The sequence below is a fragment of the Paenibacillus illinoisensis NBRC 15959 genome, assembly GCF_004000925.1.
Lineage (GTDB): Bacteria > Bacillota > Bacilli > Paenibacillales > Paenibacillaceae > Paenibacillus > Paenibacillus illinoisensis.
The window spans coordinates 30682-46176 of the sequence record NZ_BIME01000005.1; the positions used below are offsets into that span (position 1 = coordinate 30682).

General features: G+C 49.6%; 14 protein-coding genes. 8 read left to right on the forward strand and 6 right to left on the reverse strand.

Going from position 1 to position 15495, the window contains the following annotated elements; all coding sequences use genetic code 11:
• Positions 1 to 29: 29 nt before the first annotated feature.
• Positions 30 to 950, reverse strand: a complete 921-nt coding sequence (locus tag PIL01S_RS13980; RefSeq protein WP_095288865.1) for an AEC family transporter — start codon at positions 948 to 950, stop codon at positions 30 to 32.
• Between the two features lie 93 nt (positions 951 to 1043).
• Between PIL01S_RS13980 and PIL01S_RS13985 the strand changes: the two genes are divergently transcribed.
• From PIL01S_RS13985 to PIL01S_RS13995, 3 genes are all read left to right on the forward strand, one after another.
• Positions 1044 to 1550, forward strand: a complete 507-nt coding sequence (locus tag PIL01S_RS13985; protein WP_127538023.1) for a mismatch-specific DNA-glycosylase — start codon at positions 1044 to 1046, stop codon at positions 1548 to 1550.
• A gap of 144 nt (positions 1551 to 1694) precedes the next feature.
• On the forward strand, positions 1695 to 2267 hold the full coding sequence (locus PIL01S_RS13990) for an RNA polymerase sigma factor (RefSeq protein ID WP_095288867.1): 573 nt from the start codon (positions 1695 to 1697) through the stop codon (positions 2265 to 2267).
• A complete protein-coding gene (locus PIL01S_RS13995) occupies positions 2248 to 3873 on the forward strand; it encodes a DUF4179 domain-containing protein (RefSeq protein WP_127538024.1) in 1626 nt (541 codons plus the stop codon). Before PIL01S_RS13990 ends, PIL01S_RS13995 begins: the two co-directional genes overlap by 20 nt.
• A 129-nt stretch (positions 3874 to 4002) precedes the next feature.
• On the opposite strand, the gene PIL01S_RS14000 is transcribed toward PIL01S_RS13995, so the two are convergent.
• Positions 4003 to 5055: a LacI family DNA-binding transcriptional regulator gene (locus tag PIL01S_RS14000; protein ID WP_164764230.1), complete on the reverse strand. Its 1053-nt coding sequence runs from the start codon at positions 5053 to 5055 to the stop codon at positions 4003 to 4005.
• 248 nt (positions 5056 to 5303) lie between these two features.
• Here PIL01S_RS14000 and PIL01S_RS14005 point away from each other — a divergent pair, with 248 nt between their 5' ends.
• A complete protein-coding gene (locus PIL01S_RS14005) occupies positions 5304 to 6623 on the forward strand; it encodes a glycoside hydrolase family 125 protein (RefSeq protein WP_127538026.1) in 1320 nt (439 codons plus the stop codon).
• Positions 6624 to 6810: 187 nt separating this feature from the next.
• Here the strand turns inward: PIL01S_RS14005 and PIL01S_RS14010 are convergent, their stop codons facing one another.
• Both PIL01S_RS14010 and PIL01S_RS14015 read right to left on the reverse strand, forming a co-directional pair.
• Positions 6811 to 7866: a Gfo/Idh/MocA family protein gene (locus tag PIL01S_RS14010; RefSeq protein WP_127538027.1), complete on the reverse strand. Its 1056-nt coding sequence runs from the start codon at positions 7864 to 7866 to the stop codon at positions 6811 to 6813.
• A gap of 12 nt (positions 7867 to 7878) precedes the next feature.
• Entirely contained in the window at positions 7879 to 8766 is an 888-nt protein-coding gene (locus PIL01S_RS14015) for a sugar phosphate isomerase/epimerase family protein (protein WP_127538028.1), read from the reverse strand.
• A 129-nt stretch (positions 8767 to 8895) separates the two neighbouring features.
• Between PIL01S_RS14015 and PIL01S_RS14020 the strand changes: the two genes are divergently transcribed.
• The 3 genes from PIL01S_RS14020 (at position 8896) to PIL01S_RS14030 (ending at position 12086) form a co-directional block, all read left to right on the forward strand.
• Entirely contained in the window at positions 8896 to 9792 is an 897-nt protein-coding gene (locus PIL01S_RS14020; protein WP_127538029.1) for an AraC family transcriptional regulator, read from the forward strand.
• Between the two features lie 73 nt (positions 9793 to 9865).
• On the forward strand, positions 9866 to 11158 hold the full coding sequence (locus PIL01S_RS14025) for a phytoene desaturase family protein (protein ID WP_127538030.1): 1293 nt from the start codon (positions 9866 to 9868) through the stop codon (positions 11156 to 11158).
• A 16-nt stretch (positions 11159 to 11174) separates the two neighbouring features.
• A complete protein-coding gene (locus PIL01S_RS14030) occupies positions 11175 to 12086 on the forward strand; it encodes an RNA polymerase sigma-70 factor (protein WP_127538031.1) in 912 nt (303 codons plus the stop codon).
• Between the two features lie 131 nt (positions 12087 to 12217).
• Here the strand turns inward: PIL01S_RS14030 and PIL01S_RS14035 are convergent, their stop codons facing one another.
• Positions 12218 to 12901, reverse strand: a complete 684-nt coding sequence (locus PIL01S_RS14035) for a serine/threonine-protein kinase (RefSeq protein WP_127538032.1) — start codon at positions 12899 to 12901, stop codon at positions 12218 to 12220.
• Between the two features lie 258 nt (positions 12902 to 13159).
• Here PIL01S_RS14035 and PIL01S_RS14040 point away from each other — a divergent pair, with 258 nt between their 5' ends.
• Complete coding sequence (locus PIL01S_RS14040; protein WP_127538033.1) at positions 13160 to 14077, forward strand: PD-(D/E)XK nuclease family protein; 918 nt, start codon at positions 13160 to 13162, stop codon at positions 14075 to 14077.
• A gap of 164 nt (positions 14078 to 14241) precedes the next feature.
• On the opposite strand, the gene ald is transcribed toward PIL01S_RS14040, so the two are convergent.
• The gene (gene ald / locus PIL01S_RS14045; RefSeq protein WP_127538034.1) at positions 14242 to 15375 is read right to left on the reverse strand and encodes an alanine dehydrogenase; all 1134 of its coding nucleotides are present in this window, start codon (positions 15373 to 15375) and stop codon (positions 14242 to 14244) included.
• Between the last annotated feature and the right edge of the window lie 120 nt (positions 15376 to 15495).

Sequence of the window (15495 nt, forward strand, 5' to 3'; positions counted from 1 at the left end):
TGCGGAGCGCATGGACTTTTTTAGTTGCATCAAAACGTTTTGGCAAAAGAAATGAGTGCAGTAATCGTAATAATGTTCAAGAGTGTTGAGATAAGCACCGTTTGGGCGGCAAAGTCAGGTTCGTTATCATATTCTTCGGCCAGAATGGACGCATTCACCCCGGTAGGCATTCCTGAAGCGATGATCAGTGCCTGTGCGGCAATCCCTTCCAGACCCAGAAGCAGTACAATGGAGATCCCAATGGCCGGGCCAATCAGGAGACGCAGAAATGTGCTAATATACACATCAAGACGGTACAGCCGGATCGGATATTTGACAATTTGCGCGCCGAGGGTCAGCAGCGCCACAGCAACCATACTTTGCTGCGCATACGTCAGCGGCATGGACAGAAACGTTGGCAGCGGCACCTTCCACATATGGAACAGAATCCCCAGTAAGAGCGCATAAGGTACCGGCATTTTGAGAAATCCGATGATGACTGCACGGTAGTTTCCTTTCAGCTTCGCACCCTGGATGGATAATACGCCGTACGTGAAGGTCAGCAACGACTGTAGGGACATCACGAGAGCCTGAATGGAAGATGCGAGCGGGTCTCCTCGAAATACGAGCGCATTGATCGGCAGGCCATAGTTGCCTGCGTTGTCCAGCATGACACTGTTGTTAAAGGCGGCCTTCATGCCTTTGTTCAATCGAAGTGTTCGTGCGAACACGGATCCTACGATATACAGAATAATGACATATATGGCGTAGAAGAGAGTGACCGTCCCGAGTAGTTCACCCGACATATCGGAATGGTACATGCTCATAAAGACGGCTGCGGGGGTAATACAATAGAAATTGATTTTGGCGAGGGTGTACAAGTCCAGCTTGAACACCTTTTGCATCCAGGACCCGACTCCGATTAGGAGAAAGACGGGCAGGACGACTTCAAGCATGATGTCTGCTATCATTGGTTCAGCTTCCTTTTTCATGAAAATTTCAGTCCGATTTCGTAAACACTTCAACCATTATATCATTATATACACTAGGGAGGTCATGTGAATATGATTCCAGATCATCTGGATGTTGGGTTATCGATTCTGTTTATCGGATTCAATCCCAGCATCACATCAGGCGAGACCGGCCATCATTATGCCTACAAAGGCAATCGCTTCTGGCGCATTCTTGAACGTTCCGGCTTAACTCCTCGTTTATATCATCCGGAAGAAGATCAGGATCTGCTCAAATTGGGGTATGGATTTACCAACATAGTAGCCCGGCCTACGAGAGGCGTGGAAGATATAACGCGTGAAGAGTATGCGGAGGGACGTCAGATTCTTCGGCAAAAGCTGGAACAGTACCGACCGGACGTCGCCTGTTTTGTCGGGAAAGGGGTATACACCCAGTACAGCAAGCGTACCAAAGTGGAATGGGGATTTCAGGACGATCCGGTTGTCCCGGAAATTCAGGAATTCGTTGCACCTTCTTCGAGCGGACTGGTGCGCATGTCGATGGATGAGATTGTTGCTATTTACTCACAGCTTAGCGATTTTATTGCGCAGAAACGTTGAGGCAGACTACAGTGGATTCGCCCAACCGGCTTTGAACCGGACTTGAGCGAATTCTTTTTTTTGAAGAAAGTGAGAAGTTTTGGAAAGTACTTCCGTCTATATAGTACAGAACCATGCATGGAAGCTGTAGAGAAGGGGGATTACATGACTCAACATATGCAGGAGGAGGAGCTCATCGAGCGTATTATTGCAGGGGATAAACAACTGTTCGCCTTGCTCGTGGATCGATATAAAAATAAAGTCTACGGCATTCTGCGCGGAATGGGCGCGAGTCATCCGGATGCGCAGGATCTTGCACAGGACACGTTTATTCGGATCTATCGCTATCTCCCGTCCCGAAGGGTAGGAAGCAGTTTTTCTTCATGGGTATATACCATCGCTGTGAATCGGATGCGGGATTTTATAAGGCAAAAGAAACCGGTTATGACGGCAGATGAACCGGTCATGGAGCGAGCCAGTGAAGAATCGCCGGAAAGGCATGTGCTGCACAAGGAGATGCAGCGGGAAATATACCGCCAGATGGAACAGCTGCCGGAATCATACCGGCTTGTGCTGCTGTTGAAATATACCAATGAGCTAAGCTATGAAGAAATTTCAGATATTACCGGCATGAGTGCAGCGCAGGTCCGAAACGCGATGTACCGCGGGAAAAAGATGCTCAAGAAACAGATGGAGCGCAAAGGAGGGTTAGCCACATATGAAGCCTATTCCAAATGATGAGGACCGGTTATGGGAACAGCATTTATTCCGCGAGGAGCCAGAACCCGATTTTACGCTTCAGGTGATGAAGAAACTGGATGGTGTCTCCATGGAACGTGAAGCAGAAGTGGATTTTTCCGTGAGAAAGTCTTCCAATACCCATTGGATTCGCCGTATGGGGGTTACAGCAGTGGCTGTTGTAATTCTTGCAGGGGGAGCCTGGTTTGCATGGGATTATAAAGTAGGACCCGAGCAACCTGCCGTCAACGCGGTGAATAATCCTCCGCTTCCCAATATTCCCGTACCAGAGGAACTGAAGTACTCTTATCTGGCTGATGATTACAAACGTCTCAAGCCGCTTGGTCTTGTGGTTAATCCTAATATTCATATCGAGGATCAGGGTTACACGCTTAAGATCGAAGATGTACTTGTGGACCGTTCGCAGATTGTACTTACTGTACAGCAAAATGCACCTGATGGGAGTACGATATACTCGGTTTATCCCGCGATGGGAAGGATTCATATCACAGATGGGCAAGGAAACTCGATTGCATCTTTAGCTTCAATGGGGGATCCAATTCAGAATGGTTCAAAATATCAGAGATTTGTATACCAGCTGCAGGATGAAATCCCCGATGAGGTGGTTGTACGCGGGGAGCTGGGGTATTTGAATATAGGAAGCTATTATAATTTCGAGACACAATCGTACGAAGATAAAGATGTCACGGTGGATTGGAGTTTTCAGTTCAATATCGATATGACCAAAGCCAAATCACTGGCTGTCGAAGCTCCTATGAATAACACATATACGACGCCAGAAGGTTTGAAGTTGGATATGACACAGTTGGTGCGAACACCAAACGGAACCCGGCTTGACATGAATGTGAGTCTGAGTGATCAGTTGCGTGCCAAAGTCGGAGAGGATTGGGAGAAACAAATGGAATTGCTGTACCATCTGGAGATACCTGAAACTAATGAGTACCGTGTATTTAACGGAAACAAGACGAATGCCCGTCAAGCCAAATTCAGGTTAAGAGATACGAGTCAGTTAAGCCTGGATGGGGGACAGATGAGATTGTCTGAGACGTGGGACCCTGCTATTGTGACAGTGAATGCGAAGAAGATTCGCTTTGTCCTGGATGGGTACACCATCCCGGTAAGGGATGAGAAGTCCTTGGAAGTGGACCTGGAGAAGATGCGTGAGGATGCTGAATTTTACACCTACGTACTACAATTTGAACAATTTGGAGATGAGATTTTATTTTCTGATTTCAACTACAAGCCTTTGTTGGATTCTTATAACGATTCGAACGGAGATAGGGAAGACTACTCCCTTGTATTGGAGGGGTATGGGTCTTTCCGAAATGCTTTTAATGGAGATCATTGGGTGGCAGTCGATCAGGAAGGGAAAGAGTATCCCGTTGAAGTAATTGGTTTTCCAGATCAGCCCAATACTGACGGAGAATATGTTGCGGATAATCTGAAATTGATCGTCCGCGGCTATTACAAAGGAAGCGGAACGAAATTTACCTTAAAAAGAACAGCGCTAGTTAAAGGAGAATATCGCGATGTGAATTGGAAAGTAGATCTGCCATCGTTTACAAGCCTACCTTGGCAGAAATAACAATCATGAGCTATTACTCAGCAGGAAACATGAAAATTAAAATGGTTGAAAGGCCCCGCATAATAACATGCGGAGCCTTTTTGTTGTCCAACAAATAGTACTGATGTTAAGGGGTGGGCGCATATCAAGCTAAGCCGAGTCCCGCGGAATAAGGGAAGTGGCGAGCATGACAGTCTCTTTCGGTGTCCCGGGGCGTTCAATCCGTCTCTGCAAAGCTTCAATGGCCCGCTGTCCTAGCTCTTCCTTGCACAGGTTGACTGTTGTCAAAGGTGGGGAAGACGTTGCAGCGGAGTGAACATTATCAATGCCGATCACGAGACAGTCTTGGGGTGTGGAGATTCCGATCTCCTGCAGCTTGTTCATCCATTGCAGAGCAATATCATCATTAACACCAATCCAGGCATCAGGTCGTTCATGCTCCGGCATGTTTTTGATTTCGGCTGCGAGCTGGTTCACCCATTCCCCTTGCTCATAAGGAACTTTCCATTCCCGGAATGTGGCAGCGTGACCCTGGCCGGTATGAAAATGATTCAATGCCAGTTCCATGCCGATCTTGCGCTGTGCGAAGCTGGCCGCACGGCCATCGTCCGTAATTAACCCGATCCTGCGGGCTTGGAGGGACAGTAAATACCGCACGACGGTGATGCCTGCCTCCAGATTATCATGGCTGATCGTATCACAATTCAGGAGCGGTTCCTGATGATCCACCAGCACGATGGGACGACCTGTCTGAGCCAGCCGCTGCAGAACGGCATGAGGAAAGGCGCCCATGACAATGACACCCGCACATCGTTCCCAATCCAGATGGGGAGCAATGGCCCGTTCCGGTGGCGTATGTGCGTCCCCGGTACCAAGCGAAGGAGATACAATCGCGTGATGCCAACCCCGTTCATAACAGCCTGAGATCATGCCGGACAGCACCCGCTGCCAGTAGTGAGGCTCCCCGCGGTTTAGCTGATTCATGCAGATGAGCGCGAATGGCGGTTCGGATTGGTCTGCAGCAGCGGAGACACCGGTGCTTCCGGGTGTATTTTGGCGATAGCCCAGAGCTCTGGCGAGTTCAAGCACGCGGGCGCGGGTAGACTCGCTGACTCCTGTCTTGCCACTGAGTGCACGGGAAACGGCATATTTTGATAATCCAAGCTGGTCAGCCAGCGTCTGAATGGATACTTTGCGGGACATGTTCATGACTCCTTCATATGTAAACAAAATATAAATTTAGAATTGAATTCGTGGAGAATTATAGCAAATACGAATTGACGACATTTACCAACTCACAGTACACTACATTTAATAACGTTATTATATATTATGATAACAAAAATAACAATATTCAAATATGCCTAAAAGCATATGCCGGATTTGGAGAGGAACAGATCAGCCACATCCAAACACCACAACCACAATTCATGTCAGAGGAGACTACATCCATGGAACAGTTCAGATTACCGAAGATTCCCATGCCTCATCTGGAGTTGCCGCAGGCTGTGCAAGATATTCTGGCGGAAGCGGATAAGAAGCTGCAGCACAGACCGAGATTGCTCGCGCAGTTCCGTAACTGCTTCCCGAGTACGCTGGAGACGACGACCAAACTGCTTGATGACGGCACAACGTTTGTCATTACAGGTGATATCCCAGCCATGTGGCTGCGTGATTCCGTGGAGCAAGTCATGCATTATGTGCCACTTGCGAAGGACGATGCAGCATTACAACGAATTATCGGCGGGTTGATCAAGCGGCATATGTTCTATGCTGACATTGATGTGTATGCCAATGCATTCAACGAAACAGCCAACGGCTGGCACTGGGATGCCGATGATGAGACGGAGATGTTACCATGGGTATGGGAACGTAAATTCGAACTGGATTCCCTCTGCTTCTCGATGAAGCTGGCCTATGCGTACTGGCGTGAGACGGAATTGACGGATATTTTTGATGAACGCTTCAAAAGGGTGATGGAGAGTGTAGTCCACCTCTGGCAAACGGAGCAGCACCATGCCGAGCAATCGCCATATCGGTTTATGCGCCGCAATTGTCCAGCTCATGATACGATGCGTAATGCGGGAATGGGAATGCCTGTGAACTACACCGGGATGATCTGGTCGGGTTTCCGTCCGAGCGATGATGCCTGTGAATTCCACTATAACATCCCCGCGAATATGTTTGCTGCGGTGACCTTGCGTCAGATGGGGGAGATCGCCAAATGGGTATTCCGGGATGAACAATTGGTTAGCAAAATGGCTCGGCTTGAGGAAGAGATTCGTCATGGAATCTCTCTCTACGGTATATACAATCACCCGGTCTATGGACGAATCTATGCCTACGAAACAGACGGATACGGCAATCATTGCCTGATGGATGATGCGGGTACGCCTGGACTAATGTCCATTCCTTATTTGGAATATGCACCCGTGGAGGATACCGTGTACCAGAATACACGCAGGTTTATTCTGAGTAAGGAGAATCCGTTTTATTATGAAGGCCAAGCAGCCAAAGGGATCGGAAGCCCGCATACCCCGCCGGGATACATCTGGCATATGGCACTGTCCATGCAGGGACTGACCGCGGATAATGACGAGGGAATGCTGGAGATGATTGAACTTTTGGAAAAGACAGACGCAGGAACCGGGTTCATGCATGAAGGCTTTCATGCAGATGATCCTGATACATTTACAAGACCTTGGTTTGCCTGGTCCAACAGCCTGTTCTCGCAGCTTGTGTACAGAGCCATGCAAAAAGGAATTTTATAGAGGGGTATAAAAGGTTATACAGTTACACTCAAAAGCTCCGATTGCATTACCATTTTTAGATTGGTGCTATCCCCGGATTTTCTCATCTCCTTTTTCATTCTTAAAGATGCAGCAAAATACTAACCAAGCCAGCCTAACTCGCTCAGATTTGCGGGTTGGGCTGGCTTGGCTGTTTATGAAGCGCTCTCTACGTGGCTTGCATCAGATCAGCAATGAGCACTTTCTGTCCGGTGCGGGCACTCTCGAGGGAAGCGAGCACCATCGCCATGCTAAACTGGTTGTCGCTGCAATCCGTTTCGGGCAATCTCCCGGATTCCAGCGCAGCGAACATGTCTTCGAGGCAGCCGTGATGTCCGCTTTTCTCCATGACAGGCAGCTGACCTTCAATTCGCTCTGAAGGCTGGAAGAAGGAAGGCTTACCGCTTGCATCCAGGTGCTCTGCCCCAACGACATCTGCATAAATGTCATCATGTCCATCCCAGATGGCTGTGCCTTTTTCCCCGGTTACACGCCAAGATGCTTCCCATGAGGTTGGGGCGCCTTCTGCGCACCAGGACCCGCGGTAATTGAATACGGAGCCATCCGACATTTCGAAGATACATAGCGCCATCGCATTGCCTGTGTACCAGGAGCCTGGGGGATTGAATTCGTGACAATAGACTGACACCGGATTGGCTCCAAGAATAAGTCTGGCCTGATCAAATGTATGAATCGCCATGTCCAGCAGCAGCGGACTGTCCATCATATCCCGGAATCCGCCAAAGTGGGGTCCGAGAAAGAAGTCTGCCCCAGCATATCCGACTTTACCAATGGTGCCTCCGGCAATGAGCTCCCGAAAGGCACGGATTCGAGGATCGAAGCGGCGATTCTGCATCACGGCCTGGATGCGGCCGGTTTTGCGCGCAGTTTGGACGATATCACCGCACTCTGCGAAGGTTTCTGCCAGCGGCTTTTCGCCAAACACATGGCAGCCTTGCTGTAAGGCTGCCATGGCAATGCCATAATGACTTGCAGGAATCGTGACATCGAATACGATGTTGGCTTCTGTAGCTTGGATGGCCTCAGCGATATCCGTATATGTAGGACAGGAGAGACCATGGCGTGCAGCCAGGGCCATAGCATTTTGTTCTTGCAGATCGACAAGCCCTACGATCTCCGTGTCCGGTCTTTGCATGGCGTAATCGACCCAGGTGTTGGCCATGGCACCGCAGCCTGCGACAAGCACTCGATGTTGCTGACTCACTCGATCATCTCCTTATTCCGGATTGGGCACAAAATCCCCGCCGCGGCATTGTTTCAAATAGCGCAGAGCATGTACCTGCCCTGTCATTTCCAATTCATCTTTGTATACCGGATCATGCCAGCCTTCGATGTCGATCGTTCCCTGGTAACCGTTTTGCCGCAGAATGGTGATGATGTCGGACCAATTGGTATCTCCGAAGCCGGGCGTACGATGCCAGACATATTCATGCGGACCATGAACCCCATATTCCTTGACGATATCCCAGGCAATGGTTGCGTCTTTGCCATGCACGTGGAACACTTTATGCGCCCATTTGCGAAGCTGAGGAATCGGATCGATGAGGCTGGACATCTGATGGCAAGGCTCCCATTCCAGGCCGATGTTTTCTTCCGGAACAGCATTGAACATCATTTCCCAAGCCGTCGGATTATGTGCAATATTCCAGTCGCCCGTTTGCCAGGTTCCACCCATATCACAGTTTTCAAAAGCAATCCGTACTCCCCGGTCCGCCGCCCGGCGTGCCAGTTCCCCAAAGACCTCCTTGAACCGCGGGATGGACTCGTCAATGGGCTGATTCGTTAGTCGTCCCGTGAAACCCGAGACAATGTCTGCGCCGAACAGCTGGGCATGATCAATAACCCGTTCCCAGCTTGCCAGTGTGTCTGCATTGTTTCCAGCCCCGGTGAGCGGGTTGCCGAATACACTGAGTGCAGAAATTTTAATGTCATGTTCGTCGACCAGCTCGCGTACGCGCTTGGCTGTTTCGGCAAGATCCAGTTCACCCGTGGTTTGCCAGAAGGTCAGATTGAATGACTCGAAACCGTGTTTCATGATCTGAGGGATCACGCGGACAGCATCCGCTCCACCCACGAGGGTACCGATGCGTAATTGATTTTTCATGGTTGTATTTCACTCCAATATTGGCTTATAGTACTTCGTGACACACTCATTATAGCCGCGCATCTGCTGCATGGCTCTATACAATCTTGTGCAATATTAGTCCGATTTTGTGAGGAGGGGGAAGAGGTCGTGCTGGATCTGAAAGCGCTTCACGAAAATACCCGAATTGACCATAAATCACATCCATTTCAGCTGTTTCAGAATCGCTGCTCAGATATGAAAGCGGAGGAGTGTATCATGTATTTGCACTGGCATGAGCACTTTGAACTGATTGCCATGCGCAAGGGTCACGCCGTATTTCATATCGACAGCAGACCATACACGGCCGGGCCGGGCGAGGTGCTTGTTATTCCGGGAGGTACGCTTCATGTGGGTTATGCCCTGGAAGAGGGGGATGTGGAGTATGATTCGGTTGTTGTTAATGCGGCGTTATTCCATGATTTCACACATGATCCGCTGCATCTGCAGTACGTGGCTCCTTATCTGGAGGGACGGATTCGCTTTCCGGTGAAGCCGGCGGAGCAGGACAAAATCTGCCTGGACTACTACTCACTAATCCATGATGCGATTGAGGAGATGGTGATGCAGCCACCTGCCTACCAGCTCGTGGCCAAGTCCAAGCTGCACGCCCTGTTTACCATGCTGGCCCGTACCTTTATGCCCCAGCAGCTGCCTGGAAAAGCAACGGGGTCATATTTCCCGAACCGCGAGCGGTTCAAACAACTGATCGAGCAGATTGAAGCCAATGCGGCGGAGAAGATATCCGTGACCGAAGCGGCCAGTCAGGTGGGGCTGAATACATATCATTTTTGCAAAATGTTCAAGAAATTGACGGGCCGCACCTTCGTCGAATACGTGAACGGATGTCGGATGACCGAAGCCGAACACCTGCTGCGAAGCAGCAATCTGACCATTACCGAGATTGCCGCCAGGGTGGGGTGCGACAATGCCAATTATTTTACGAAACTGTATAAACAGTATAAGGGAATGACCCCTTCCGAAGGACGGTTGAACCGGAAAGGATGAAGGGAATGATTTTGGTCACAAAATAACGGCTCTAATCGTCATATGTGTATCCAATAGAAGGGATTGATATGACGTGAGACACAATGCCAATGATTTCGTTTGGGACACTGTTATTATTGGAGCAGGTATCGCTGGATTAACTGCTTCTATATATTTAGCCCGGGCCGGACAAAAAGTGCTATTGCTGGAAAAAGGGGAAAATCCGGGAGGCCGTGCTGCTTCTACTGAACTGGCAGATGCCCAAGTTAACTTGGGGGCTCATGCGCTGAATAGAAGCGCACTCCTCATTTTGCGTGACATAGGTGTAATTCCTGATGGAATGGCACCCAAACCGCCGGGTAGCTTGGTTTTTGACGGAGAAAATAGTCGGAGTATGAACGTTTCATTGTTGCGTTTGTTGTTCGGGTCACTCCTGAATAGTAGAGAAAAATATCAGCTGCTTGGCTTCTATTGGTCTCTGAACAGAGCAGATGTATCTTCTCTGAACAAGATCAGTTTGCAGGAGTATTTGGATAAAATAGTGCCTAGCCTGTGTGCGCAGCGTATTGTGCTTGCGCTTGTTCGGTTAAGCACGTATTGCGATGCCCCTGATCTGATAAGTGCTGGAGCTGTAATTAATCAGCTTAAACAGAGTCGGGTGTTGTATGTAAACGGAGGATGGCAGTCTCTTGTCAATCAATTGACTACGCGGGCTCAGCAAGCTGGCGTATCCGTCCGTAGCGGTGTCTCCGTACAAGAAGTCCATGGCACTAAGCCTCGGATTGAGATTAAACTTAAGGATGAATCCCGTCTAATTTCTCGCAATATCATCTCCACTACTGGGCCAAGGAGTACATTGGCTTTTTTGAATCCTACACTTACTACCACCGAAGAAGCAATTTACAGGCAGCTAGTTCCAGTTTACGCAGCGTGTCTGGATCTGGTTGTGACAGGGATGCCGAATCCCAAAACGACCTTTGTTCTGGGTGCCGACGCCCCTTGGTATTATTCTAATCATTCTGCTACGGCTTCATTATCCATTCACTCCGAACGTAACGTTGTACACGTCATGAAGTATTTACCAGCAACAGGGCATTCCGATCCCAAAAGGGATGAATACGAGCTGACTAGATTTCTGGATTGCATTCAATCAGGCTGGCGCAAGCATGTTGTCCGGAAGCGGCTTCTGCCACGAATGCTGGTTACCCATGCCATTCCGGCCGCTGTAACGGGCGGTCTCCCGGGGAGGCCAGGCCCGAGGGTTAAGGGTCGCCCGGGAATCTATGTTGCTGGTGATTGGGTTGGGAGTGAGGGGATGCTGGTTCATGCTTCGCTGGCCAGTGCACGTGAAGCTGCTCGGATGATATTGGCAGATACAGACATCTAAACAGAGGAGGCACAGGATGGAACTTGATGAAGTATACAGTAGATACAGAGCTCTTCTGTTTTCTATCGCTTATCGTATGCTGGGATCGGTCACCCATGCCGAGGATTTCGTGCAGGACACTTTTGTGACTTTGCAGCAGAAGGCCATACATCAGGATGAAGGACACATTCGCGATCTGAAGGCTTACTTATGCAAAATCGTTACGAACCGCTGTCTTGATTATATGAAGTCAGCCAAGGCACAGAGAGAAGTGTACATCGGTCCCTGGTTGCCGGAGCCCTTGTTGCAAGAATATACGATCATCCCAGCATCAACCCGAGCAGAGGGAATGGATCCATTCCAGACGATTGAGCTGGAAGATACGATCTCTTACGCCTTTCTTGTTATGCTTGAACGGTTGACCCCTGTCGAGCGAGCGGTATTTATTTTGCGAGAGGCATTCGTATTTGAATACGATGTTATTGCAGACTTTCTTGGTAAAACCGAGACGGGATGTCGTAAAATTTTCAGTCGTCTCAAACAAAAAATGGAGAACGAATTCGAAATTGAATGGGTTCCCAATGCGAAAACCGAGCAGTTGACACGGCGTTTTCTTCAGGCTGCGTCGACTGGCGATATGGCTGAACTTTTCCAGCTTCTCTCGGATGATGTTACGCTGTATAGTGATGGTGGTGGCAAAATCACGGCAGCTGTGAAGCCGATTGTATCCAGTCAACGCGTCATTGCATTCATTGGAGGTCTGGTAGCCAAGGGAGACAGCCTGGGATCGGTACGGGTGGTTAGAATCAACGGACAACATGGTCTTCTGATACAGGTCCCCCATGAGGCTTCCCCAACGGTAGTCAGCCTGGCTATAAAAAACGGCCTCGTTCAAGAAATTTATATGATCCGTAATCCGGATAAGCTGCGGCATATAAGACTCAGATGATCATTCCCATTACAATGTTGTATATTACAACTAAAACCCGGTTCTCACCCTTCAAGGGGAAGACCGGGTTTTTAAAATTGATACCGAAGGATATGTTCCTTGAAAGTACATTGTTGTGAGAGTAACCTTTTTTATTTCATAAACCTGGCGAATAGACGATTTGCTTTCTTGGAAAGGTCGTCCATCTTGAGGTTGGCCTGATCCAGCTGATTGTAGCCCCATTTGATCGTTTGCAGCATACGCGGGGAAATGGGCGTGCCTTTGATTCTTGGATAAATGTTGTGATACGCCCAGACGAGATGTTCCCACCGGTTGTCATTGCCTTCCTTAATGTACTCCGAGACATCCAGAACCTTCGCGCGTCCGTTCTGAAGAAGTACATTTTTGAGGTGAATATCCCGCGGGTTGAGGCCACGGCTGCGTACAACTGACCGTGCTTCATCTACATCGATCATCACCTGTTCGGGAACCGGAATTCCTTTTTCCAGACACTCCAGCAGTGTATCTCCCGGTTCATAACTGATGACCAGAATATTTCGGCCACAGCCGTAATAGGTGGGGAAGTAGGGTAATCCACGCAGCTGTTCATAGACCCGCTTCTCGTTCTCCAGTTTCTCCAGGGCGTGATCCGAATACACTTTGAAGGCATATTGGGGCAAGCCATCGTACGTAAAAACAGCCGCATCCGTACCTGTTCCGATGCAATGGATTCCTTCTGCATGGCCGATGATATTTACCAGCTCATTTCGGTCGCTGCCAATGACCTGGATCTGTTGCAAAGCCATTTCCGCCTGGAACCAATCCGGTCGATTCATGGGTGGTGCCTCCTTTTAGGATATGCCTGTACATGATTTGATCTGCAACATCCTGTCCTCTATTTAGTATATTATGCGTTTTGCTTCGCCATTTCATCTTTTGGTGATGATACTATATAAACGTTACGCTCCGAATCGGAAACGGTTGCGTTCAGTACGAAATCACAGGACAGCTTGCAGCATTTTCACCCCATCCTATATACTGTGAGCATCAAGGGATCTCATACAGATCCGGTATACAGAAAGGCAGAACAGCTTATGGCACAATACCCGCAGTGGTCGTATTCGCAGTCGCGGGCAAGCATGTTCGATGAGTGCCTGCGCAAATATTATTATCATTATTACGGAGCCCATAACGGCTGGAAGACAGAATCGGCTGATGAGATGCAGGTCCGTCTGTACCGATTGAAACAGCTCAGCAATCTATACCTTGTCTTTGGTGACCTCGCACATCGGATGTGTGAGTCAGCAGTCCGCAGCAGGGAGGAAGGAAAAGACAAGCCGCGTGAATCTTTTCTGGAACAAACAATGCGGAAGCTGCTTAATCAGGCCTATGTGGAGTCGATGGATCAGGATCAGTGGCGTATGGACCCGAAGAATCGGGTGATGCTATCCGAGATCTACTACGGAGATGACACGCTGAATGATCGAATTGCAACGATTAAGGAGCGAGCTTCGGCGTGTGTAAACCATATGTATCAGACACTTACCTGGGAGGACCTGTCCCGGGCGAGTACGGATATTTTGGAGATTGAGAAATGGGACACCATGATTCTGCATGATACGCGAGTATATGTGAAGATGGACTTGTTGTATCGCCGCAGCAACGGCAACATTGTGATTGTGGACTGGAAGACAGGCAAGGAGGATGATTTTACGGACCAGCTCATGCTGTACGCAGCGTATGTCAGGGACCATTACCGGGTGCCGCTGGAGCAGATTGAGCTGCGAGTGGAATACCTTTTGACCGGGACACATCGCGAGTTTACGCCGACCGAAGAGGAACTGCAGAAGGTTGAAGACAATGTGGGGAGATACATTGAGGAGATGCGCTCCTGCGTGGCAGATGAGTATCATAATCTTCCGAAGGACATGTCGTACTTTACTCCGATGCCTTCACGTCGTGCGTGCAGGGATTGCAATTTTCGCGAGGTGTGCAGCGAGCGGGCCGTTTGAACGTTGGAATATCTCAGAAGCCAGAACTTATAACCCTAGTAGAACTTATTTCATGCAAAATAAACCGAGAAGCGCCAGTCCGGACTACATATGCCCGGGCTGGCGCTTCTGTTCGTTCCACAGGCGAGAAAGGCAAGGCGCCCGGTGGAACGATCATCTACAGATTACTGGACAGCGGCGGGATGCTCCAGCGCCTGTCCTGCAGGAACATAGGCATGCCCGAGATCCCGGGCCACCGCCTCATACGTAATATGTCCATTCAACACGTTGACCGCGCTGCGAATGGATGCACTGCCGCGAATCGCGGAGGCTGCACCATGGTTGGCCAGCTGCAGCGCATAAGGCATGGTGGCGTTAGTCAGCGCCACCGTGGATGTGCGCGGCACCGCGCCAGGCATGTTCGCTACCGCGTAATGCACGACACCATGCTTCACGTAAGTCGGTTCATCGTGGGTCGTAATATGATCTATGGTCTCTACGATTCCACCCTGATCAATAGCGACATCCACAATGACCGAACCGGGTGCCATGGTCTTGACCATCTGCTCGCTGACAAGTTTTGGCGCCTTGGCGCCGGGAATCAGCACCGCACAGATCAGCAGATCCGCTTCAGCGACCGCAGCCGCGATGTTGGATGCACTGGATACCAGCGTATGGATCTGGTTGCCAAATATGTCATCCAGCTGGCGCAGGCGATTCAGATTCAGGTCGAGGATGGTTACGTCCGCTCCGAGACCAATCGCAATTTTGGCCGCATTGGTACCGACCGTACCACCGCCGATAATGGCTACCTTGCCGCGGCTGACGCCAGGCACGCCGGATAACAGAATGCCTTTGCCACCTTCGGTTTTCTCCAGCAGCTGTGCCCCGATCTGAGCCGACATCCGTCCGGCAACTTCGCTCATTGGCGTCAGCAAGGGAAGGGTACCATTAACCTCCAGGGTCTCATACGCAATGGCAGTCACCCGGCTTTCGATGAGGGCTTGGGCCAATGCAGGTTCTGCAGCCAGGTGCAGATACGTGAAGAGAATCAGCCCGGGACGAAAAAAGCTATATTCACTTGCCAGAGGTTCTTTGACCTTGATAATCATGTCAGCTTCCGACCAAACGGATTGGGCCTGAGCCTGAATGATTGCCCCGGCGGCCTCATACTCGCTGTCTGTGAATCCGCTGCCTAATCCTGCGCCCTGCTCAATCATGACTTGATGCCCTGCTCTGACAAAATCAGCCGTTCCGGCAGGAGTTATGGCTACACGGTTTTCATTATTTTTGATTTCTTTTGGGATACCGATTCTCATGCCCATGCACCTCGTCCATTTAATGGTTGTCAACTTATACTACAAGTTTATGACCTGAGTAACTGTTTTGCACCTTACTTAATGTCTATGTTTCAAGGGATTCAATCAACATTATGTCGA